Raw genomic sequence first — 20,947 nt, 5'->3', positions numbered from 1 at the left:
TATGTAGTTTGTGGCGCATTTGTGACGGAAAGAAAGGAACGGGAATGCTCGGACGGGTGCTGGCGGTGGCTGGATCGGATTCGGGCGGTGGTGCCGGAATCCAGGCGGATATCAAGGCGGTGACCTGCCTGGGGGGCTATGCCGCCACGGCCATCACGGCGCTGACCGCCCAGAACACCCATGGGGTATTCGGGATTTCCGAGGTGGCGCCCGACTTCGTCCGTCGCCAGATGGAAGTGGTTCTGACCGATATCGGCGCCGACTGCGTCAAGACCGGCATGCTGGCCTCTGCTGCCATCATCGAGGCGGTGGCTCAAGCCCTGGAGGACTTCGCCCCCCATGTGCCATTGGTGCTTGATCCGGTGATGGTGGCCAAGGGCGGCGCCGCCTTGCTGGCCGACAGCGCCGCCGGGGCGCTGGTCCGTCAGTTGCTGCCGCGCGCCAGGCTGCTGACCCCAAATATCCCCGAGGCCGAGGTCCTGCTCGGTCGACCCATTCCCGATCTTGCAGCCATGGAACGGGCGGTGGTCGATCTGCTGGCCCTGGGGCCGCAAGCCGTGCTGCTGAAGGGTGGCCATATGGAGGGCGACGATCTGGTGGATCTGCTGGCCGATGGCGAGGGCGTGCGACGCTTCGCCGGGCGACGGATCCCCGGCCGCTCCACCCATGGCACCGGCTGCACCCTAGCCTCGTCCATTGCCACCGGCATCGCCCAGGGCATGGCGATCGATCAGGCGGTGGCTCGGGGCAGGGACTATGTCCGCCGCGCCATCGAGACCGCGCCGGGCCTGGGCGGCGGCCATGGACCGCTCAATCACGGCCATACGGTCGTGATGCCCTGAACAGCAAAGGGGCGGCCGATGCCTCGGCCGCCCCATCATTCCCGACTCCGGTCCGCGTCTCAGTCGTAGCTGGCGGTGGTGGTATCGGTGTTCTTGTTGTAGCGGATGGTGATCTTGCTCACCGTGCACAGATCAATATCGTGCCAGACCGCGCTGGAATCATCGACGGTATAGACCACCTTCAGATCCCAGTTACAGGTCCTGCTGGCGCGGTTGAAATGGATATCGACTGTGCCGCCATTGGCCAGGGTATCGCGACCCATGACATCGCTGCCCCAATCCTCGGCATGGCTGGGCGACACATAGACGGCGTTCAATTCATAGCCGGTCCGGTTGACCAGGGTGAAATCCTGCTTGGCGTCCTGGGCGAGGGCGAGGGCGGGAGCGGCAATGGCAAAAGCAAACAAGCTTGCAAGAAGTTTGGTTCTCATAGTCATCCCCTGCATATTCATAACGTCATGCATTGTACTTGCTGTGGGATGTTATTCCGCCAAGTTTCAGAGTGCAAGGTGTCGTAATCAATCGTCACAATGTAACGCTGGGGAGTAATGCATTTTATTGCAGGTAAAGAAAGTGTCGCCAGTGCATGGCTTTGATCACTTCCGCTTCGTCTTTCCCGTCTTGGAAAGCGGCGGGAACCAGTCATGCAGGCGCGTGTCGGCAGGGAACACCGATTCCCCCCGCCACCAGGCCAGGGCGGCGTCGGGGCGGTGGATGATCGCCTTCAGGGCGGGAATGAAATCAACCCCGGGGCAGTCGTGGCCGGAGCGGTGGAAGGGCAGGGCCAGGCCGAACACCGCTCCGTCGAATACGTCCTTTGGAGGAATCTGGAAGTCGTGGCTGGGGGCGGGGCCGAACAGCGGCACGTCCATCTTGGCATAGGTGGTCATGCACCAGCGGGCATCCAACTGGTACAGGCCCCGGCATTTCAGGGGGCGCATGTCGTAGATGGAACAGGCGCCGTCCACCAGGAAGGCGCAAGCCCGCCCCTGGGGCCAGGCTTCCAGCCTTGCCAGCATCTCGTCCCGGGTGGGATGGGAGCGCAGTCGCTCGGCGATATGCAGCACTTCCACCGCCGCGGCGCCGACCCGCTGGTGGCAGCACCAGCCGCAGCCCTTGCCACAGGCGGCCTTGGGGGTTCCCAGGGCAAAAGCGGGGGTGGCGCGGGTCTTGGCCCACAACTCCTCGGCCACCGCCCAGGCCTTCGCCACGGCGGCAACCGCCGCCTCGGCTCCATCGGCCAGTTTGGGAGTCACCGCCGCCTGGACGGCGTCGAAGGCGGCATCGCGCAAGGGGCTGGTGCGGCCCGATCCCTGGCGGGGGGCGGTGATGGATTTGAGGGCGGACTCGGCGGTGAAGGGGCTGGTCATGGCGGGGAGGATAGCAAGCACAGCCAGCCGACGCCAGCCGTGCCGGGGAATCTTTGAAAGCCCCCAATTGCCTCGTTGACGGGCTGGCGCGCCCCCTCATAAACTCCCGCCGGGCCACGGCCCCCCAACGGGCCGCGTCCCTTCCTAAGAGGGAGGGTTACATCCTATGACCGATTTTCCGCAGCCGAGCCTTCGGCCGAATAATCCCAATTTCTCTTCTGGTCCCTGCGCCAAGCGTCCCGGGTGGACGGTGGATGCGCTGAAGGACACTCCGGTGGGCCGGTCCCACCGCGCCAAGATCGGCAAGGCGCGCCTGGAGGAAGTCATCACCCGTACCCGCGAGGTGCTGGGCATTCCCGCCGACTATCGCATCGGTATCGTTCCCGCTTCCGATACCGGCGCGGTGGAAATGGCCATGTGGTCGCTGCTGGGCGCCCGGGGTGTCGATGCCCTGGCCTGGGAAAGCTTCGGCGAGGGCTGGATCACCGACATCACCAAGCAGTTGAAGCTGGAAGATGTCCGGGTGCTCAAGGCCGGTTACGGCGAGCTGCCCAACCTGGCCGACGTGGATTGCGACCGTGACGTGGTCTTCACCTGGAACGGCACCACGGCCGGCGTGCGGGTGCCCAACGGCGACTGGATCAAGTCCGACCGCAAGGGCCTGACCATCTGCGACGCCACCTCGGCGGTGTTCGCCATGGACATGCCGTGGGACAAGCTCGACGTGGTCACCTGGTCCTGGCAGAAGGTGCTGGGTGGCGAGGGTGCCCATGGCATGCTGGTGCTGAGCCCCCGCGCCGTCGAGCGGCTGACCACCTACAAGCCCGCCTGGCCGCTGCCCAAGATTTTCCGCCTGACCTCGGGCGGCAAGCTGTCCGAAGGCATCTTCAAGGGCGAGACCATCAACACGCCTTCCATGATCGCGGTGGAAGACCAGATCGATGCCCTGAAATGGGCCGAGTCCATCGGCGGCCTCAAGGCCCTGATCGCCCGCTCCGAAGCCAATCTGGCGGCGGTGCAGGCCTGGGCCGACAAGTCCGATTGGGCCGCCAATCTGGCCGACGACGCCAAGGTGCGCTCCTGCACATCCATCTGCCTGTCCATCAAGGCGCCCTTCTTCGCCAAGCTGTCCGCCGACGATCAGGCGGCCGCCGCCAAGAAGATCGTGTCGATCCTGGAAAAGGAGAAGGTGGCCTACGACATCGGCGCCTATCGCGATGCTCCTCCCGGCCTCAGGGTCTGGGGCGGCGCCACCGTCGAGACCAAGGATATCGAGGCGCTGCTGCCCTGGCTGGACTGGGCCTTCGCCCAGGTCAAGGCCGAGTTCGCCGCCAAGGTCGCCTGACCATCCCAACAATAAACGCGGGCGCCGCCCTTCACCGGGGCGGCGCCCGAACTCCATGAGGGAAGATTCATGCCGAAAGTTCTGATCAGCGACAAGCTGAGCCCCGCCGCCGTCCAGATCTTCAAGGATCGCGGCATCGAGACCGACGTCAAGGTCGGCCTCGCCCCCGACGAATTGAAGGCCATCATCGGTGGCTATGACGGGCTCGCCATCCGCTCCAACACCAAGGTCACCGCCGAGATACTGGCCGCCGCCACCAATCTGAAGGTGGTCGGCCGCGCCGGTATCGGCGTCGACAATGTGGACGTTCCCGCCGCCACCGGCCGTGGCGTGGTGGTGATGAACACCCCCTTCGGCAATTCCATCACCACCGCCGAACACGCCATCGCCATGATGTTCGCCCTGGCCCGCGACATTCCCCAGGCCAATGCCAGCACCCATGCGGGCAAGTGGGAGAAGTCCAAGTTCATGGGCGTCGAGCTGACCGGCAAGGTGCTGGGCATCGTCGGCTGCGGCAATATCGGCGCCATCGTCGCCGACCGCGCCCAGGGCTTGCGCATGCGCGTCATCGCCTATGACCCCTTCCTGTCGCATGAGCGCGCCAAGGAGCTGAATGTCGAGAAGGTCGAGCTGGACGAGTTGTTCCCGCGCGCCGACTTCATCACCTTGCACACGCCGCTGACCGACGCCACCCGCAACATCATCGACGCCAAGGCCATGGCCAAGATGAAGAAGGGCGTGCGCATCATCAATTGCGCCCGTGGCGGTCTGGTGGTGGAAGAGGACCTCAAGGCGGCTCTGGACTCCGGCCAGGTTGCCGGGGCGGCGCTGGACGTGTTCAAGACCGAGCCCGCCAAGGAGAACATCCTGTTCGGCCACGAGAAGGTGGTGTGCACCCCCCATCTCGGCGCCTCCACCTCGGAAGCCCAGGAGAATGTCGCCCTGCAGGTGGCCGAGCAGATGGCCGACTACCTGCTGACCGGCGCCGTCACCAATGCGCTGAACATCCCCTCGGTCTCGGCCGAGGACGCGCCCAAGCTGCGCCCCTATATGCGTCTGGCCAACCAGCTGGGCAGCTTCGCCGGACAGCTGACCGAGACCGGCATCAAGGAAGTGAAGATCGAATATCTCGGCCATGTGGGCGGCCTCAACACCAAGCCGCTGACCGCCATCGTGCTGGAAGGGCTGCTGAAGCCCATGAACGAGGCCGTTAACATGGTCAACGCCCCGGTGGTGGCCAAGGAACGCAACATCAAGGTGTCCGAGGTCAAGACCGACAGCGAGGGCGATTACCACACCCTGATCCGCCTGACCGTGGTGACCGACCAGCGCGAGCGCTCGGTGGCGGGCACCCTGTTCGGCGGCGACAAGCCCCGCCTGGTCGATATCAAGGGCATCGCCATCGAGGCCGAACTGGGCCCCTACATGCTCTATGTCACCAACCAGGACAAGCCGGGCTTCATCGGCGCCCTGGGCTCGCTGCTGGGCCAGCACGGCGTCAATATCGCCACCTTCCATCTGGGCCGCAACGAGGCGGGCGGCGACGCCATCCTGCTGACCCAGGTGGATCAGCCGGTTTCCGCCGAGTTGCTGGACAAGGTCAAGGCGCTGCCGCAGGTGGTGCAGGCCAAGACGCTGAGCTTCTAAGACAACGGCAAAGAACGGCCCCGCCGGATCATGGTCCGGCGGGGCTTTTCATTGGGCGGCGGGGAAGCGCGGCGCCGTCATCACATCCACATGCTCGTGAATCTCCCACCGGGTGGGGCACATGCCGCAGATGGATTGAGGCGCGTAATTGGCGTTGAGAAAGGCGGCGTAATCGCTGGCCGAGGCCATGACGTCGAGACCGCCATAGGACAGATAGGGCTGCCATTCCGGCACCGAGTCCAGGCCGAACTTGGCGGCGACCAGCGGCAGGAAGGCGATGGGCGGGCATTTCCACAACCGGCCCCGGAACAGGGTGGTGCAGTACTTGCTGGTGCACAACTCCCATGACGCCGCCGGATTGCCCTCGGCATAGGGGCGCATGCTTGGACCCTCGCCCAGATAGGTCCGGGCGAAGGCGGCGTAGCCCTGGCGGATGGTGAGATCGACGCCGAACCGGCTTGCCTGTTCGCGGGCCTTGTCCATGGCGGGCTCGAATTTGGCGAGATAGGCCTGATCCAGGCTGGAATGGCGGCTGATGGCCAGCTTCGCCCCGGTCTCGGCCAGCACCCGCCACAGATCGGGTTGGCGGTCCAACAGCAGTCCGTTGCTGGCGACGATCAGGTCCACCTCGGGCCAGAGTTCGCGCACGAAGACGATATAGTCGCACAGTTCCGGGTTCAGGGTCGGCTCGCCGCCCAGCAACTGGAAATGCTTCGGGATCACCCGGCGCTTCAGGGCCGCCAGCCACGGCGCCGAATCCTTCAGCGGCACCAGTCCCTTCAAGCCGTAATTGGAGTAATGGGAACAGAACCGGCAGTGGAGGTTGCATGACTGGGCGATATCCATCTCGATCCCGAAGGGAAGGGTGAAAATATCGTCGGCCATGCGGGCACTCCGGAATCTTGCCGCTTTCGCGGCCTGGGCGTGGAGCATTGTGCGCCGAGGCCGAAAGGCCGGTCAATCGCCACGGATATCAGGGGCGGCCGATCGCCTGGCATGTTGAGCAATCAAATCTACGACTCAGGGAGTCGTTCCTTGATCAAAAGTTGCTGTGTCCTCTGCTGTAAGCAATAGTCAAGTCAATTCCATATATAAAAGGTATGCGCATCCAATTGTATGGTGACGCTGGTTGGGCTGATTGATATCGTCCGCCGAAAATTAGCGCTGGCCATGCGCGAAGTCCGATGGGGGTGTTATGTCCTGGCTTTTTTCTTCTCGAACCCAGACTTCCGTTGTGCCGGATAGCTCGCAAGACGTGAGCAATTCTCAAGAGATGCTTGCTTTCTCGCAAGTCGATGCCACCCTGGACCTGCTGCTGGCGGGAAAGTACCGCAGTGTTCCCGAGGGAAGTTGTCCGGTTTCGCGCAAGGTCAAGCAACTGGCGACCCTGCTGGAGGCCAAGGCGGGGGAGACCCTGCGGCTGGATGTGGATCTTTCGGTCAATATCAACGAGGCGGTCACCAAGGCGGCCTCCATGATGCGTGACGTCAACGAGGTTGATCGCCGTTCCCAGGCCATCGCCGCCGCCTCCGAGGAACTGGTGGCCAGTGTCGGTGAAATCGCCCGCAATTCCGATGCCGCCGCGCAGCAGGCACAGTCGGCGCGCTCGGTCGCCCAGCAGGGCCAGTCGGCGGCCAACCAGGCCATTGCGGCCATGCATGCCATCGCCGAGGCGGTGACCATGGCGGCGGCAAAGGTGGACAGCCTTGCCCAGGCCTCGGTGCAGATCGGCGATATCGTCAATCAGATCGAGGACATTGCGTCCCAGACCAACCTGCTGGCGCTCAACGCCACCATCGAGGCGGCCCGCGCCGGTGAGGCGGGCAAGGGCTTCGCCGTGGTGGCCAACGAGGTCAAGACCCTGGCCAATCAGACCGCCAAGGCCACGGTCGACATCCGTGACCGCATCGAGGGGCTGCGCCAGGACATGGACGAGATCGTGCGCACCATGCAGCAAGGCGCCGAGGCGGTGCGGACGGGCGAGGACGTCATTACCGCCACCAGCGACGGCATGCGCGACCTGACCGCCCAGGTGGAGGGAGTCTCGGTCAAGATGGCGGAAATCGCGGGCATTCTCAGCCAGCAGACCGCCGCCTCGCAGGACGTGTCGGAAGGCGTCGGCGCCATCGCCAATCTGGCGGCCGCCAATGTGGCTGCCATCACCGATGTGGTGGGAGAGATGGATGCGGCCTCGAAAAAGGTGGTCGCCACCTTGAATTCCATGGCTGATCTGGAGATCGAGGACTTCACCCTGCATGTGGCCAAGTCCGACCACATGCTGTGGCGCAAGCGCCTCGCCGACATGGTGGTGGGGCGAGAAGTGCTCAATCCCGACGACCTGGCCGACCATACCAAGTGCCGTTTGGGCAAGTGGTGCGGGACCTTGCAGGACCAGACCATCTTGCGTCATCCCGCCTTCGCGGCATTGGAGGAACCCCATCGCGAGGTCCATCGCCACGGTATCGAGGCGGCCCGCCGCTTCAAGGCTGGCGATCTGGACGGTGCCCTGACGGCGATCGCCCTAGCGGCCGAAGCCTCCAAGGGGGTGATGGCCAGCCTGGACCAGTTGGGCAATCGCAATCGGTTCTAGTTCGGCTCCCTCTCAGGGCGGGGCTGCCTCGTCCAAGGGCTTGGTGCCGCGTGCGACGGTGCTGGTGTAGCGGGCCAGCAGTCCCAGCGGGTCCACGGTTTCCAGATGGGCATTGACCAGCCGCGCGGCCGACAGCAGCGTCAGCGACGGCTCCACCCGCATGACCGCATGGACGGCACGGTTATACTGCTGGGCTTCCCCCAACCCCTGGTCTTGCGCCCGTTCGACCGCATGGGTGATGACATGCCACAGCGACGGGCTGCCGATGGGCTCGCGACCCTGTGTCCACCGCTTCAGGCGTTGTTCCGTCATGGCGCTACGGGCATCGTTGCTCTGAAATTCGGGCATCTCCCCCCTCCTGTCCGGCCGTTGGGTTTCAGTTCAGGTGCAGGAAATGGCGCGGCAACCCCGCCAAGCCTTCCAGCGCCGCCATCTGGGCATCGAACAGGCGCCGGGCCAGCCGCAGATTGGCCGCCGCGTAGCGCTCCATCTGGCCCAGGACCTTGGCGCCGTCCTGTTGCAGGGCGTCGTCACCGGGCAAAGCGGACGATGCGGTGGCGGTGATGGTCCGGTCGATCACGGCCTGCATGGTGGCGACCGTGTCGCTGGCGAGATCGAGCAGATCCTTGTGGTAGTCGCATTGGGCGGTGATGACGGCATTGGCGATGTCGCCGTCGATAATGACCATGTCGCAGGCGCAGCCGAGCATGTCTCCCTCGCCCAGCGGCGGCAGCGGCACGCTCCAGGGCGTCAGCGGTATGACATTGCTGGTCGGTGGCTCCGAGGCGGGCTTCCTCGGCTGAGGGCGAGCGGCGCGGCGCGGTGCCGTGGCATTGGCTGTTGTCACTCCGAAACTCCTTCCGAAGACATGGGCGAACATGATCAACCGAAGTCAGGACGGGCGCCTGCATCCGGCGGCCCCATGGAATGATTTCACGACGAGGACTGTACTCTGGGTTGATCGGAAGGCATAGAGCCCCTCTGTTTAGAGAGGCGACGCAAGGGTATTAGCTGCGCCGCAGCAAATTCTTCCGACTGTCCAGAGGCATCGGGCAAAGGAGAAACTTCTGCATTCTTCCCTTCCGCAAGCGGGAGAGGGAATCGGGTCCTTCATCCGATTGCCTGGCTTGCCTGTCATTTCCGTTTGCCGTTCCGCGCTAAAAGCGATACCTAGGCGGTTGCTCGATTCATCGGGCGGCAGGCGCCGCCCTTGTTCCAGGTTGCGACATCTCCGATGACCGATTTCGCCAATCGCGCCCTGCTTCCCGCCGGCCTGCGCGACATGCTGCCGCCCGACGCCGCCTTCGAGGCCAATGTGGTCAACCAGCTCATGAACGGCTTCGCCGCCCATGGCTATGAGCGGGTCAAACCGCCGCTGATCGAATTCGAGGAAAGCCTGCTGGATGGTGCCGGGGCCGCCACCTCATCCCATACCTTCCGGGTGATGGACCCTCTCAGCCAGCGCATGATGGGGCTGCGCGCCGACATGACGCCGCAGGTGGCCCGCATCGCCACCACAAGGCTGGCCCAGGTGGCGCGGCCGTTGCGCCTGTCCTATGGCGGTCAGGTTCTGCGGGTCAAGGGCACCCAGTTGCGCCCCGAGCGCCAGTTCGGTCAGGCCGGGATCGAGCTGATCGGCAGCGATTCACCCGCCGCCGATGCCGAGGTGCTGGTGCTCACCGCCGAGGCGCTGATCAATCTGGCGGTGCCGGGCGTGTCGGTGGATTTGGCGTTGCCGACCCTGATCCCGGTGCTGTTCGGTGAATTGGGCCTGACCGGCGCCCTGGCCGAGCGCATGCGCGCGGCGCTGGATCACAAGGATTCCGCCACCGTGGCCGAGGCGGGCACCGCCGCGCCGCTGTTGGCCCGGCTGATCGCCGCGGCCGGGCCGGCCGATCGCGCCATTGCCGCCTTGAAGGATCTGGCCCTGCCGCCCGCCGCCGCCGCCGAGCGCGATCGCCTCGCCCGGGTGGTGGAACTGGTGCGGGCCGACCTGCCCGGGCTGACGCTGACCGTCGATCCGGTGGAAAATCGCGGCTTCGAGTATCATACCGGTGTCGGATTCACCCTGTTCGCCCGTAATATCGGTGCGGAACTGGGCCGGGGCGGGCGCTATCTGGCGGGCGGGACCGAGCCCGCCACCGGCGCCACCCTGTTCATGGATTCGGTGCTGTCGGCCCTGGCGGGACCGAAACCCGGCCCCCGGGTCCTGGTTCCGGCCGGAACCGACCGCCAGCGGGCGAAAGCCCTGCGGGAACAGGGATGGATTACCGTGGCGGGGCTGGAGCCCGGCGATGGCATGAGTGAGGCGAAGCGTCTGGGTTGTGGGCATGTGCTCGGCCCGGACGGACTCTTGGACGTTCAATAGGTAGGGGTTGAGAATGGCGAATGTCGCGGTGGTCGGCGCCCAGTGGGGCGACGAGGGCAAGGGCAAGATCGTCGACTGGCTGTCGGAGCGCGCCGATGTGGTGGTGCGCTTCCAGGGCGGCCATAATGCCGGGCATACCCTGGTGATCAATGGCGTCACCTATAAGCTGTCGCTGCTGCCCTCGGGCGTGGTGCGGGGCAAGCTGTCCATCATCGGCAACGGCGTGGTGGTGGACCCCTGGGCGCTGCTGGACGAGATCGCCCGCATCAATGCCCAGGGCATCGCCATCACCCCCGACGTTCTGAAGATCGCCGAGAACGCCTGTCTGATCCTGCCGCTGCACGCCCATCTCGACAAGGCGCGGGAAGAGGCCAGCGGCTCGGCCAAGATCGGCACCACCGGGCGCGGCATCGGACCCGCCTACGAGGATCGGGTGGGGCGCCGCGCCATCCGGGTCTGCGACCTGGACGACCGTGCGGTGCTGGAAGCCAAGATCGAGACGCTGCTGCGCCATCACAACGCCCTGCTGCGCGGCCTCGGCGCCGCCGAGGTGGATGGCGGCGAACTTCTGGCCAAACTGCTGGACGTTGCCCCCAAGATCCTGCCTTTCGCCGATGTGGTGTGGAAGCGCCTCGACGAAATCCGCCATACCCGCAAGCGGGTGCTGTTCGAGGGCGCGCAAGGCGCCATGCTCGACGTCGATCACGGCACCTATCCCTATGTGACCTCGTCCAACACCGTGTCCGGCAATGCCGGGACCGGCGCTGGCGTGGGGCCGGGGCAGGTGGGCTATGTGCTGGGTATCTGCAAGGCCTACACCACCCGCGTCGGCTCGGGTCCGTTCCCCACCGAGCTGTTCGACGCCATCGGCGAGCGCATCGGCGATCGCGGTCGCGAATTCGGCACCGTCACCGGCCGCCGCCGCCGCTGCGGCTGGTTCGATGCGGTCATGGTGCGCCAGGCCATCAAGGTGGGCGGAATCAATGGCATCGCGCTCACCAAGCTGGATGTGCTGGATGGGTTGGACGAGCTGAAGATCTGCGTCGGCTACAAGTCCCAGGGCCAGACCCTGGCCCATTACCCGGCCTCGCAGTCCCGTCAGGCGGATGTGGAGCCCATTTACGAGGTCATGCCCGGCTGGTCGGAAAGCACCTATGGCGCGCGGTCGTGGAAGGACCTTCCCGCTTCGGCCATCAAGTATATCCGTCGCGTCGAGGAGTTGATCGAGGCGCCGGTATCGCTGTTGTCCACCAGCCCCGAGCGTGACGACACCATCCTGGTGCACGACCCCTTCGCGACGTGATTGTCGGGCGGCTCGCCTGTCTCTACACTGGCGAGGCGGTCGCCCCCGTGGTTTGACCGGCTAACGGATAAGGGTGATGGCGGACGCCGAACACGCCGAGGTCGAGCAGGAGGTCGAGGAAAAGGTCGAGGTCGTAAAGACCGCGAGCCCGCCCGGCATGCTGCGCGACCGCTACATGATCCGGTCGAACCAGCCGCTGCCCGACCTGTCGACACCGGGGGCCGAGGCCTTCGTGGCCGAGGACAAGCGTGACAGCAGCCGCGCCCTTTATGCCCTGATCTGCAAGCCGGAACTGCCGCCCCGCGTCACCGTCATGCGGGCGTTGAAGGGCGTCTCCGCCCCCGGCCTGCAGCAACTGGTGGAATGGGGGCCGTTGTTCTGGGCGCCCGCTGGACGCCAGTGCATGACGGTGGTCTACGAGCGTCCCGGCGGGCGGCGCTTCATGGCCAACATGAAGAGCGAATTCAAGCGCATCGACGAATACGAGATCATCAAGAAGGTGATCGAGCCCGTGACCGGGGCGCTGAAGGAAATGGCCTCGCGCGGTGTCACCCACCGTGCCATCCGCCCCACCAACCTGTTTGATATCAGTGGCAATGGCGACCGCCTGGGCTGCGGCGATTGCGCCACCACGCCCGCCGCCTTCGATCAGCCGGTGCTGTTCGAGACCGTCGAATCCGGCATGTGTACCCCCATCGCGCGCGGCTCGGGCACCTTCGCCGACGATTTCTATGCCTTCGGCGTCACCCTGGCGCTGCTGCTGCTGGGGCGCAATCCCTGCGGCGGGATGAGCGACGAGGCCATCTTGTCGGCCAAGATCCAGCAGGGCAGCTACAACACCCTGATCGGCGAGGAACGCCTGCCGCTGGCCATGATCGAGCTGTTGCGCGGCCTGTTGTGCGACGACGCCGCCCAGCGCTGGGAATTGGAGGACCTGGACCTGTGGATGAGCGGGCGGCGCATGTCGCCCCTGCAGCCGCGCGGTGAAAAACGTGCCAGCCGCGGTTTCCCCTTCCAGGGCAAGGAGTATTTCAACGGCCGCGAACTGTCGCAGGCCATGTCCAAGAACTGGGACCAGGCCATTCCGCCGGTGGTGGAAGGCAAGATCGAGCTGTGGCTGCGCCGGGCGGTGGAGGACAAGGACAAGGCCAATGTCGTCGCCGAGGTGGTGCGCATGGCGCTCAACGAGAGTGCCGACAAGAAAAGCGCCACCGACCTGATGTTGTGCAAGGTCCTGATCATTCTCGATCCCCACGCGCCCATCCGCTACAAGGGCTTCAACTTCATGCCCGACGGCTTCGGCGCCGCCTTGGCGGCGGTGATGGCCAATCGCAGCGACACCAGGCTGCTGACCGAGATCATCCTGCGCGAGGTGCCCAAGCTGTGGTTCGGCTTCAGGGGTGACTACCAGCTCGACAATTCTCTGATGGAGTCGAACTTCAAGGAATTGCGGGCCTATCTCGCCTAGACCGGCATGGGATTCGGGCTGGAGCGCTGCCTGTACGAGATGAACGACGCGCTGCCCTGTCAAAGCTCGCTGCTGGGCGAGGAATATGTGGTCGAGGTCAAGGAACTGCTGCCCGCCCTCAGCAATGCCGCGGCCAAGCGTTCCGACAGCAAGCACGGCCCCATGGACCGTCACATCGCCGCCTTCCTGGGCGCCCGCATGCGCTCGGATATCGACCGCAACCTGATGCAGCTCAACGACTCCAGCCAGGGCGCCGCCATGCTGGCGGTGCTCAACCTCTACGCGGTTCTGCAATACCGCTTGGGACCGGAATCCCTGCCTGGCCTGGCCGGGTGGATGGGAGCGGTGATGGCGCCGGTGGTGGCGGCCTTCCACGGCCGCCAGAAGCGCAAGGAGCTGGAAAAGGAAATTCCCAAGCTGGTGCGTAAGGGCTCCATCGTCGAAATCTACAACCTGCTGGAAAATATCGACGAAAAGGTCCGCGACGAGCACGAGTTCCAGTTCGCCCAGGCGCAATACCATGCCGCCGAGGAAGAAATCAGGCAGATCATTACCGAAACCGAGGAACGCGCCGTCGAGGCCGATCGCATCGGTCGCCAGACGGCGGCGGTGACCGGTATCATCATCGCCATGATCACCGCCACCATCTCGGTGATCTCGGCGGTATTCTGATCCTATTCCGCCAGGGGCAGCAGGATGTCGAAGGTTGCTCCCTCGCCCGGGCGACTGCGTGCCGCGATTGATCCCGCCATGCCCTTGATGATGCCCTGGACCACCGACAGGCCAAGCCCGGTACCCTGGCCCACCGGCTTGGTGGTGAAGAAGGGATCGAAAATCTTGGCCGCCAGTTGGGGGGGGATGCCCGGGCCGGTATCGGTGATCCGCAGCAACAAATAGCGGTAGCCGGGGGTGATGTCCGACAGGGGATTGATCGGGGTCTTGCCGTCATCGGCCACCAATGCCGCCAGTTCCCCGTCTGATGGCAGCGACAGTTCCAGGGTCAGGGTGCCCTCGCCGTTCATGGCATCGCGGGCATTGTTGGCCAGGTTCAGCAGGACCTGACGCAACTGCCCGGAATCGCCCATGATGACCGCCCGGTCTGTTCGGATATGGCGGACCACCTTGATGGCGGCGGGCAGGACTGATTCGGCCATGGCGGCGAAATCCTGTGCCAGTGGCACCATGTCCAGCGGCACCAGCGTCTTGGCCTCCTTGCGGCAATAGGCCAGGATGCTGCGGACGATGTCGCGGCTGTTCTTGGCGGCGTCGATGATGCGCTGGACCCGCTCGGCGTTCCGTTGGTCCAGTGGTGCCGTGCGGGCCACCATCTCGGCGCCCATCAGGATGGGGCCCAGCATGTTGTTCAGCTCATGGGCGATGCCGCCGGCCAGCCGTCCCAGCGCCTCCAGTTTCTGGCTTTCCAGCAACAGCAGTTCCAGATGTCGCCGTTCCTGGCGGATGCGGGTAGCTTCGGTGATATCGCGGCCGATGACGATCAGGTTCAGCTTGCCGTCGCGGCGCATCTCGCTGACCGTCATCTGGAAGGGGAAGGTTTCGCCATTGGGGCGGCGGGCGCTCAATTCGTGGCTGCCGGGGCGCAGATCGGGCGTCTCGACCAACTCGCCGAAAGGGTGTCCGGGCAGATGGTCCGCCTCCTGGCGGAAACAGTTCGCCGCGGCCGCGTTGGCCCATGTAATGACACCATCGCCATCCAGGATGAAGATGCAGTCCTCGGCGGCGTCCATCAGCATTTCATGCTGGTCCTGGGCGCGTTGCAGAAGGGTGTCGTCCATCCAGACGCCATCCCAGATCACCCGCCCATCCGGCAACTGGCGGGGATAGGAGGTGCCGGTCAGCCAACGGGTCTCGCCCTGGGCATCGATGATGCGGAAGGATTCGTGGCAGGGGTGCAGCGAGGCGGCCGATTTCAGGATCTCGCGCAGGTGGTCGTCGCGGTCGGCCCAATGGATGGGGTTCAGGGCGCCCTTGGCGTTCACTGTCATCTGGTCGGACTGAAATCCCAGGATGCGGTGCAGGGCCTCGGAAAACCACGGATAGGTGATTTCTCCCTCTGGGGTCATATGCCGCCGCAGGCCGATGCAGCCGATATCGGCCAGCAGGCGTGTCGCCACCGTGCAGAACGGCGACGTGGCATCATCACCGCCCGGGTGGAACTGGATACTTGACCTGTGCATGAAGCGCGCGCTTTCCGATGCTTTGGGTTTACCCGGCCCGGATAGTGTAGCATAGGGGAGGGGTCGGCAAGGCAGGAGAGGGAAGAACGCAGTGGCGGGACGCGCCCATGTGGTGGTGATCGGTAACGAAAAGGGGGGGTCGGGCAAGACCACCGTGGCCATGCATCTGGCCGTGGGGCTGTTGCGCCTGGGCTTCCGCGTCGGCTGTATCGACCTGGACCACCGCCAGCAATCCCTGGCCCGCTATGTCGCCAACCGCCTGTCCTGGGTCGAGCGTACCGGCGTCGCCCTGCCCATGCCCACCCAGGCGGTGGTGCGGCCTTCGGCCCTGGACCTGAAGTCGGAAGCGGTGGCGGAGGAACAGGCGGCGCTGGATGCCGCCCTGGCCGAGCTGGCGGGCGCCGCCGATTTCATCGTGGTGGACTGTCCCGGTGCCGACGCGCCGCTGTCGCGCCATGCCCATACCCATGCCGATACCCTGATCACGCCGCTCAACGACAGCCTGCTGGACCTGGACCTGCTGGGGCAACTGGACCCGGTCAGCCGCGAATTGAAGCGATCCGGTGTCTATTCCGATCTGGTCTGGGAACTGCGGCGGGAACGCCGGGCCCGCCACAAATCCGGCATCGACTGGGTGGTGACCCGCTCGCGCCTGTCGGCCCTGGCGGATCGCAACAAGCAGATGATGGCCGATGTGCTGCCGCAGATGCAGCGCATCCTGGGATTCCGTCTGGCCGAGGGCTTCGGCGAGCGGGTGATCTACCGCTATATGTTCCTGTGGGGGCTGACGGTGCTGGACGTGGAGCAGGCGGGCATCGGCATGGAACTGACCCGCTCCCACCATTCCGCCCGCGACGAGGTCTGCGCCCTGCTGGCCAATCTGTGGCTGCCCCGGGTGGCGGAGCGGCTGGACAGGCTCACAAAATCCCCATCGCCTTGAAGCTGGCGTGGCCCTTGCGGCCGATGACCACATGGTCGTGGACTCCGATGCCGACCGCGCCCAGTGCCTCCTTGACGGCACGGGTCATGTCGATATCTGCGCGCGACGGCTTGGGATCGCCCGAGGGGTGGTTGTGTCGTTAGCCGGTGACCTTTTATTTTCGCTTTAAAGAGCAAATAACCCAACACTTACCATATAAGCTGTAATTTTCCGAGTGATGCCCAAAATGTTGCGTCGCGAGGCCGTTGAAACCTGCCAATCCACCCTGTATGATTCGTCATCCATCTGGTGGTAAAAACACAAATGCGACACACGAAAAACGCTGAAAAAACAACGGACACAGTGCAGCACAGGGAACCGATCCTGCTCAACTTTACGCCCGCATCAGAGGGAACTCAGCAATTATATTGGCGTGGGGATCGCTGGTACTGCCTTTTCAGGAGACCAGGAGAGCGAGTACCGGTTCGCTTGACCACCGGAACCGCCGATGAGGCTGATGCTCGAAGAAAGGCCCAAGCTGAATTTATCAAGCTACAGACGAGAATCAGCAGTGGAAAGCCCCGGAAGGATGTGACCTTCCGCATAGTGGCCGAAAAATTAGCTGAAGAGCTTGAGGAAGAATTGAAGGCACGTAAGAAATATGGAGAGCGTGCCCCAAACGGTGATCGTCTGCGGCATCCTCAAACACTTGGTAAGAAAATTAATCACATACGCTCGTATCTGATCCCATTTTTTGCGGATAAGGAAATAAAGGATATAAGCGATGATGATATAAGGAGGGCAAAAACCCATTTCGCAACTTATTGGACTGAAGGGCCTGGGAAAAATATTAGTAAGTTGAGCTTTGTTAAGAATGGACGTGTTCAGGAAACTACAAGGCGGAAGCTCGGCGTATCCAATAGAAATACAATTAATCAATATGCAATGACAATCAATGAAGTTTTGCGATTTTCGAAAACACATTTTAGGACGGAGCATCGCCTCACAAAAACTGTCTACACGGATCGTCTAGATTCACCACGTTCATCCATCACAGCCGACCAATTTAAAGCTATTTGTGACTTACAGCAGAAAAGAATTAATGCTGAGAAACGGGACTATCACAAATGGAGATTGCGAAGGGTGATTTGTGCATTTGAGTTTGTGCTGTATTCTGGTTTGCGTGTTGCGGAAGTGCATAGTCTTAAGTGGGGTGATATTGCTGTAATTCCCGTTCAATCTGGGAAAACACTGCACATTAGCAATGTAAGGTCAAAACTGAAGCCGGTGCGATCTGTCGTTTGTCGGTCTGAAATAATGAATACATATGTGGAAATGCTCGCACACAGAAAGACTGAAGACCCACTTGAATATGTTTTTTCAAATGAATTTAATCCGTTGAAGCCATGTCACATTAATGATGGTGTCCAGGTTCTACTGCAAAAAGCTGGCCTGTGGAGTGATGGAAAGGGTGGTTATCGTACACTTGGTAGTATGCGGCATTCATACTGCCAATGGATGATACATAATATGACGCCATTTAACTTATACAAGCTTGCTGCAAATATGGGGACATCTGAAGTTCAAATCAGAAAGCACTATGCATCTGATATTAATCTGCGAGAAAATTTGGAGGCTCTTGCGGGGACTATCGATATCGGGCTGGCCGACGTATTTAAAGATGCTAAGGCGGGTGCGAAAAGAGAAATTAAAAACCCATTCCTTTCTGACGCCCGTGAATTAATACGAATATGGCAAGAGATTGGGGTGAACTGGATAGGCATGGACGATGAGTGTATTGGAAGTGAAATCAGGAATTTCCACGGTGAATACACATATAATAGCGTTGAAATGAGGGCGTTTATTGCGACAATTAAGTGTTTGTCTGATGCATCTCCTCCACCTCACGACACGCCTGCCTGACCAAGGCCAAGTCTCGTGGATCGCTCAGCCACACGATCACGGCGACGAAACCGATGTGGTTGATAACCGTCTTCCAATGCACCTCGGTCAAAGGGCCGCCGCCGTTATCGGTGAGCACCACCTCCCCCAGGCGATCCTCCAGGGCAGCGTCCAGGTAAGCTCGGCCCTCGTTATCAACAGCCAGCATAATTGACGATGGATATCGGGAGGACAGTTCCGCCAATCGACGCTCAATTGCGGCAACCAAGATCAGTTCTTCTTCAGATTTCATCATCAGGAAACTCGGCGGCTACAAAACAGTTATCGCAGATTATCTTATTTGTAAGAGTTATTAGGTAGTGTATTCCTCCACACTTTGGGCATGTTCTGGCGTAATGGTCCGGGTTTATATCTATAGTTTTCGTAAATAGAATTACGTTATTTGGCTTATCATGCATGACGCACCTCGCTTTCATATTTATTTAGGCTGCGAGTGCAGTCTTGTGTCCGAAATGGTGCAGGAACCATAGATTCCGGTGCCTGCACCATCAGTCCGTTCGTTATCAACGAGTGTTCAACGCCGCCATCGGGAGTGATGGATGGGAACGACCCATCGCCTGCGACTTTCGCCGCCGCTCTACGGTGAGCTACATCACCCATTGATCGTCTGCCTGTCGGCATAGGGTCACGACCAAGACCCAACCACGTACCCGTCCTTGTCAGTCACCACGTTGGCCTTCACCGTTGAGGACCAGCCCCGGCAGTCGTTAGGCTTGGCCGCCCGTTTATGGACGGTCTTGAGCTTGGATAGCTCCCGCCGCAGGCGAGTAAGCTCTTCCCACGATTCCTTGGCCTCCTTTTCCCAATCGATGGACGAACTGCCGATTTCGATGTCATCCGTCCTGATCGACAATTGGCTTGCGTGGATTCCTTTGGCGTTGAGGATTGCTGCAATCTTGCTCATGGCCGTCAGCCGTTCTGGGTCTGTTGCAGCAGGATCGACTGCGGCGGCGAGCAGTTTGATGATCTTGTCCATTTCTGCGACCTCCTTGGTCTCAATCGCCTAGTCTGACGCTGAAGTTCCAGGCCATTTCCTCACGGGCGACCCGAACCGAGTGCCAGCCCTCATGGTCGGCAAAGATCGGGTCGTGCTGGTTCTTGGCGTGCCAAACGCTTGGGGAGAAGGCCCAGACCCGCCCATCAATGGTGACTACGATCCTGGCGGCCCGGATTTCATGGCTTTGGCCGACAGTGTGTTGGGTGCCGATTTCCTTAGCGACCTTGGGCTGACCGCGTTCGGGGACCAGCAGCACATCGCCCTGGCGAATTCCCATTGCCAATTGGCGATTGGTCACCTTCCACATCCACCTCTGGGAAGCCAGAACTGGTGCTGTTGGATCGGTCGGATCGCGGCGGATTGCAGCACGAACAGCAGCGGCACCAACCGGGTGACGGAAAGGCTGCTTGGTTAATTCGTTGTACCCACAGAGGACGTAGGTTTTGTGCTGGTTGAGAAAGCCATTGCGGTAGCGGCGGAAGGAGTGCCGGACCTGGACCACGGCCACATCCTGTTCGGGGTCAACCCCATAGAGATCGAGGTTTAAGGCATCCCCGCGACATGCATTGTCGAACTTTACGAACCGCTCAGGGAGAGCGGCCTTGAAGTGATCCAAAATGCTGGTTGCGGGCTTCGAGTCGACAGTTTCGATCTGATCGAAACGTCCACGTTTAATATTCATCACAACTGCCTCCTGTTACGCATAAATCAAATGGCAATGTTATCCGAAATTACGGATCGTTCTGCCGTGTTATTTTGCGTACTACGGCCGCAATGTGGTGTTCGTCAACGCCAAAAATAACACTCATGTTCAAAATCATTCTTATAATATTATATCATCATGGTTGTATTCAGTCTGAAAATCACCTGATATTTAAATCAGGCTGATTTGCGGTTTCGCACACTTTTAAAATAATTGGCCGGTCTTTTTGGAACTTAAAGTGAACACTCTTGTCCTGGCCTATTTTCCCGCAGCGTATGGAAGTGTGCGGCCCGAATGTCACGGTTTCAAAAATCTTCAAATCTCGGTGCAGCGGCGGCGACGGAATGTCCGCTAAACGGACTCCACCATGCTTCAGGTGGCGTTCGTTCGTATCGCCATCACTGGGCAGATCATATTGAGCAGGGAGCATGGCTGGCGGCGATGTCGCACAGAAAATCTTCATGGTAGAGTGAACTGGTGACGGCCTGGAGAGCATTGATCTCATTGGGCTTGTCAAAGCCGATATCCCACCTGCGGGCACGACCAACGAATTGGAACCATAGGAAGTTTGATGGCTTCAAAGTTTCTCCGTGAATTGGAACTGATCAGCGGCACGGCGAAGGATGGCTGGGAGGTCAGGCTTGATCTTCTTGAGCAGATGCAGAACCTCATAATTCTCGTCCAAAGCCATCAAATCGTTTTCATCAATCCCGCAGGGCTACGCTGGCTTGGATACGAAAAATCTGTGCTTCTGGAATCTGAAATTGGTGGGCTCTTTCACCCTGATTATGCCGAGCTTGTCGGTCTGGGCCTTGAATTGCTTGCCGAAGAGCAGGTGATCCCCCTGAAGCTTCTGCATCGGGATGGCTTGGAAATTGATGTGGAAATGTGGGTCAACCGCCTGGGGATGCCCGGTGAAGAGATATTCATCATTGAGGCCCGTAATATCTCGGATCATCTGAAGTCCGCCCGTGCCCTACGGGCACGAGAGCAGTGGCTTGAAGGGATCATCAATACCGTGGCCGACGGTATCGTCACCGTCGATAAGAACGGCATCGTTCAGACCTTCAACCCTGCCGCTGAGCGAATTTTTGATTTCAAGGCTGACGAAGTTATCGGCAAGAGCATCCGACAATTGGTTCCTGATCCCGTTGACCCTCCCCCCGTGAATGGCTCCAGGTTGAATGTAATAATTCAACTGACCATGAAGGGGACATTCCATGCCGAAGAAGAGACAT

22 protein-coding genes are annotated in these 20,947 nt (G+C 61.6%); 11 read left to right on the top strand and 11 right to left on the bottom strand.

The window, feature by feature from the left end:
• Positions 1-44 precede the first annotated feature (44 nt).
• A complete protein-coding gene (thiD, locus tag A6A04_RS17555) occupies positions 45-842 on the top strand; it encodes a bifunctional hydroxymethylpyrimidine kinase/phosphomethylpyrimidine kinase (RefSeq protein ID WP_068495245.1) in 798 nt (265 codons plus the stop codon).
• Between the two features lie 59 nt (positions 843-901).
• Here the strand turns inward: thiD and A6A04_RS17550 are convergent, their stop codons facing one another.
• On the bottom strand, positions 902-1,273 hold the full coding sequence (locus A6A04_RS17550; protein WP_245651273.1) for an argininosuccinate lyase: 372 nt from the start codon (positions 1,271-1,273) through the stop codon (positions 902-904).
• 165 nt (positions 1,274-1,438) lie between these two features.
• The gene (locus A6A04_RS17545; protein WP_156612675.1) at positions 1,439-2,233 is read right to left on the bottom strand and encodes a YkgJ family cysteine cluster protein; all 795 of its coding nucleotides are present in this window, start codon (positions 2,231-2,233) and stop codon (positions 1,439-1,441) included.
• Between the two features lie 145 nt (positions 2,234-2,378).
• On the opposite strand from A6A04_RS17545, the gene A6A04_RS17540 reads away from it, so the two are divergent.
• Entirely contained in the window at positions 2,379-3,557 is a 1,179-nt protein-coding gene (locus A6A04_RS17540; protein WP_068495241.1) for a phosphoserine transaminase, read from the top strand.
• 69 nt (positions 3,558-3,626) lie between these two features.
• Positions 3,627-5,204 (top strand): phosphoglycerate dehydrogenase, encoded by a 1,578-nt coding sequence (serA, locus tag A6A04_RS17535; protein WP_068495239.1) that lies wholly within the window; start codon positions 3,627-3,629, stop codon positions 5,202-5,204.
• Positions 5,205-5,252: 48 nt separating this feature from the next.
• Here serA and A6A04_RS17530 read toward each other — a convergent pair whose 3' ends face one another.
• Positions 5,253-6,089 carry a radical SAM protein gene (locus A6A04_RS17530; RefSeq protein ID WP_068495238.1) on the bottom strand — a complete coding sequence of 279 codons (837 nt, stop codon included), beginning with the start codon at positions 6,087-6,089 and terminating at the stop codon, positions 5,253-5,255.
• Positions 6,090-6,459: 370 nt separating this feature from the next.
• Between A6A04_RS17530 and A6A04_RS17525 the strand changes: the two genes are divergently transcribed.
• Positions 6,460-7,794, top strand: coding sequence for a methyl-accepting chemotaxis protein (locus tag A6A04_RS17525; protein ID WP_245651272.1), 1,335 nt, complete (start codon positions 6,460-6,462; stop codon positions 7,792-7,794).
• A gap of 12 nt (positions 7,795-7,806) precedes the next feature.
• Here A6A04_RS17525 and A6A04_RS17520 read toward each other — a convergent pair whose 3' ends face one another.
• Complete coding sequence (locus A6A04_RS17520) at positions 7,807-8,142, bottom strand: hypothetical protein (RefSeq protein ID WP_068495233.1); 336 nt, start codon at positions 8,140-8,142, stop codon at positions 7,807-7,809.
• Between the two features lie 28 nt (positions 8,143-8,170).
• On the bottom strand, positions 8,171-8,641 hold the full coding sequence (locus A6A04_RS17515) for a hypothetical protein (RefSeq protein WP_156612674.1): 471 nt from the start codon (positions 8,639-8,641) through the stop codon (positions 8,171-8,173).
• A gap of 387 nt (positions 8,642-9,028) precedes the next feature.
• Between A6A04_RS17515 and A6A04_RS17510 the strand changes: the two genes are divergently transcribed.
• From A6A04_RS17510 to A6A04_RS23255, 4 genes are all read left to right on the top strand, one after another.
• On the top strand, positions 9,029-10,162 hold the full coding sequence (locus A6A04_RS17510) for an ATP phosphoribosyltransferase regulatory subunit (protein WP_068495229.1): 1,134 nt from the start codon (positions 9,029-9,031) through the stop codon (positions 10,160-10,162).
• A 13-nt stretch (positions 10,163-10,175) separates the two neighbouring features.
• The gene (locus A6A04_RS17505) at positions 10,176-11,465 is read left to right on the top strand and encodes an adenylosuccinate synthase (RefSeq protein ID WP_068495227.1); all 1,290 of its coding nucleotides are present in this window, start codon (positions 10,176-10,178) and stop codon (positions 11,463-11,465) included.
• 76 nt (positions 11,466-11,541) lie between these two features.
• Positions 11,542-12,933 carry a protein kinase family protein gene (locus tag A6A04_RS17500; RefSeq protein WP_245651271.1) on the top strand — a complete coding sequence of 464 codons (1,392 nt, stop codon included), beginning with the start codon at positions 11,542-11,544 and terminating at the stop codon, positions 12,931-12,933.
• 6 nt (positions 12,934-12,939) lie between these two features.
• Positions 12,940-13,605, top strand: a complete 666-nt coding sequence (locus tag A6A04_RS23255; RefSeq protein WP_245651270.1) for a hypothetical protein — start codon at positions 12,940-12,942, stop codon at positions 13,603-13,605.
• Between the two features lie 2 nt (positions 13,606-13,607).
• On the opposite strand, the gene A6A04_RS17495 is transcribed toward A6A04_RS23255, so the two are convergent.
• The gene (locus tag A6A04_RS17495) at positions 13,608-15,128 is read right to left on the bottom strand and encodes a PAS domain-containing sensor histidine kinase (RefSeq protein WP_172822810.1); all 1,521 of its coding nucleotides are present in this window, start codon (positions 15,126-15,128) and stop codon (positions 13,608-13,610) included.
• A 91-nt stretch (positions 15,129-15,219) separates the two neighbouring features.
• On the opposite strand from A6A04_RS17495, the gene A6A04_RS17490 reads away from it, so the two are divergent.
• Positions 15,220-16,068 (top strand): division plane positioning ATPase MipZ, encoded by an 849-nt coding sequence (locus A6A04_RS17490; RefSeq protein WP_068495221.1) that lies wholly within the window; start codon positions 15,220-15,222, stop codon positions 16,066-16,068.
• Here A6A04_RS17490 and A6A04_RS21880 read toward each other — a convergent pair.
• A complete protein-coding gene (locus tag A6A04_RS21880) occupies positions 16,046-16,156 on the bottom strand; it encodes a JAB domain-containing protein (protein ID WP_245651269.1) in 111 nt (36 codons plus the stop codon). The genes A6A04_RS17490 and A6A04_RS21880 overlap by 23 nt on opposite strands.
• Positions 16,157-16,536: 380 nt before the next feature.
• On the opposite strand from A6A04_RS21880, the gene A6A04_RS21875 reads away from it, so the two are divergent.
• Complete coding sequence (locus A6A04_RS21875) at positions 16,537-17,970, top strand: tyrosine-type recombinase/integrase (protein ID WP_172822809.1); 1,434 nt, start codon at positions 16,537-16,539, stop codon at positions 17,968-17,970.
• On the opposite strand, the gene A6A04_RS17480 is transcribed toward A6A04_RS21875, so the two are convergent.
• The 4 genes from A6A04_RS17480 to A6A04_RS22510 form a co-directional block, all read right to left on the bottom strand.
• Positions 17,921-18,244 carry a hypothetical protein gene (locus A6A04_RS17480; protein WP_068495215.1) on the bottom strand — a complete coding sequence of 108 codons (324 nt, stop codon included), beginning with the start codon at positions 18,242-18,244 and terminating at the stop codon, positions 17,921-17,923. The two genes, A6A04_RS21875 and A6A04_RS17480, sit on opposite strands and share 50 nt — an antisense overlap.
• Positions 18,245-18,634: 390 nt before the next feature.
• Entirely contained in the window at positions 18,635-18,985 is a 351-nt protein-coding gene (locus tag A6A04_RS17475; RefSeq protein ID WP_068495209.1) for a hypothetical protein, read from the bottom strand.
• A gap of 19 nt (positions 18,986-19,004) precedes the next feature.
• Positions 19,005-19,688 (bottom strand): hypothetical protein, encoded by a 684-nt coding sequence (locus tag A6A04_RS23250; protein ID WP_068495203.1) that lies wholly within the window; start codon positions 19,686-19,688, stop codon positions 19,005-19,007.
• 181 nt (positions 19,689-19,869) lie between these two features.
• On the bottom strand, positions 19,870-20,172 hold the full coding sequence (locus A6A04_RS22510; protein WP_156612673.1) for a hypothetical protein: 303 nt from the start codon (positions 20,170-20,172) through the stop codon (positions 19,870-19,872).
• 108 nt (positions 20,173-20,280) lie between these two features.
• Between A6A04_RS22510 and A6A04_RS17465 the strand changes: the two genes are divergently transcribed.
• A partial coding sequence (locus A6A04_RS17465; protein ID WP_156612672.1) for a PAS domain-containing protein occupies positions 20,281-20,947 on the top strand: 667 nt, incomplete at its 3' end.

This window comes from Paramagnetospirillum marisnigri, from assembly GCF_001650715.1.
Classification (GTDB): domain Bacteria; phylum Pseudomonadota; class Alphaproteobacteria; order Rhodospirillales; family Magnetospirillaceae; genus Phaeospirillum; species Phaeospirillum marisnigri.
Note: the sequence above shows the minus strand (reverse complement) of the source record. Positions and strands in the feature narration are given on the sequence as shown.

Bases quoted from the DNA above. Each gene is read 5' to 3' on its own strand.
- thiD (WP_068495245.1), top strand. From the start codon at position 45: ATGCTCGGACGGGTGCTGGCGGTGGCTGGATCGGATTCGGGCGGTGGT.
- A6A04_RS17550 (WP_245651273.1), bottom strand. From the start codon at position 1,273: ATGAGAACCAAACTTCTTGCAAGCTTGTTTGCTTTTGCCATTGCCGCT.
- A6A04_RS17540 (WP_068495241.1), top strand. From the start codon at position 2,379: ATGACCGATTTTCCGCAGCCGAGCCTTCGGCCGAATAATCCCAATTTC.
- serA (WP_068495239.1), top strand. From the start codon at position 3,627: ATGCCGAAAGTTCTGATCAGCGACAAGCTGAGCCCCGCCGCCGTCCAG.
- A6A04_RS17530 (WP_068495238.1), bottom strand. From the start codon at position 6,089: ATGGCCGACGATATTTTCACCCTTCCCTTCGGGATCGAGATGGATATC.
- A6A04_RS17520 (WP_068495233.1), bottom strand. From the start codon at position 8,142: ATGCCCGAATTTCAGAGCAACGATGCCCGTAGCGCCATGACGGAACAA.
- A6A04_RS17510 (WP_068495229.1), top strand. From the start codon at position 9,029: ATGACCGATTTCGCCAATCGCGCCCTGCTTCCCGCCGGCCTGCGCGAC.
- A6A04_RS17505 (WP_068495227.1), top strand. From the start codon at position 10,176: ATGGCGAATGTCGCGGTGGTCGGCGCCCAGTGGGGCGACGAGGGCAAG.
- A6A04_RS17500 (WP_245651271.1), top strand. From the start codon at position 11,542: ATGGCGGACGCCGAACACGCCGAGGTCGAGCAGGAGGTCGAGGAAAAG.
- A6A04_RS23255 (WP_245651270.1), top strand. From the start codon at position 12,940: ATGGGATTCGGGCTGGAGCGCTGCCTGTACGAGATGAACGACGCGCTG.
- A6A04_RS17495 (WP_172822810.1), bottom strand. From the start codon at position 15,128: ATGCACAGGTCAAGTATCCAGTTCCACCCGGGCGGTGATGATGCCACG.
- A6A04_RS21880 (WP_245651269.1), bottom strand. From the start codon at position 16,156: ATGACCCGTGCCGTCAAGGAGGCACTGGGCGCGGTCGGCATCGGAGTC.
- A6A04_RS17480 (WP_068495215.1), bottom strand. From the start codon at position 18,244: ATGATGAAATCTGAAGAAGAACTGATCTTGGTTGCCGCAATTGAGCGT.
- A6A04_RS17475 (WP_068495209.1), bottom strand. From the start codon at position 18,985: ATGGACAAGATCATCAAACTGCTCGCCGCCGCAGTCGATCCTGCTGCA.
- A6A04_RS23250 (WP_068495203.1), bottom strand. From the start codon at position 19,688: ATGAATATTAAACGTGGACGTTTCGATCAGATCGAAACTGTCGACTCG.
- A6A04_RS22510 (WP_156612673.1), bottom strand. From the start codon at position 20,172: ATGAAGATTTTCTGTGCGACATCGCCGCCAGCCATGCTCCCTGCTCAA.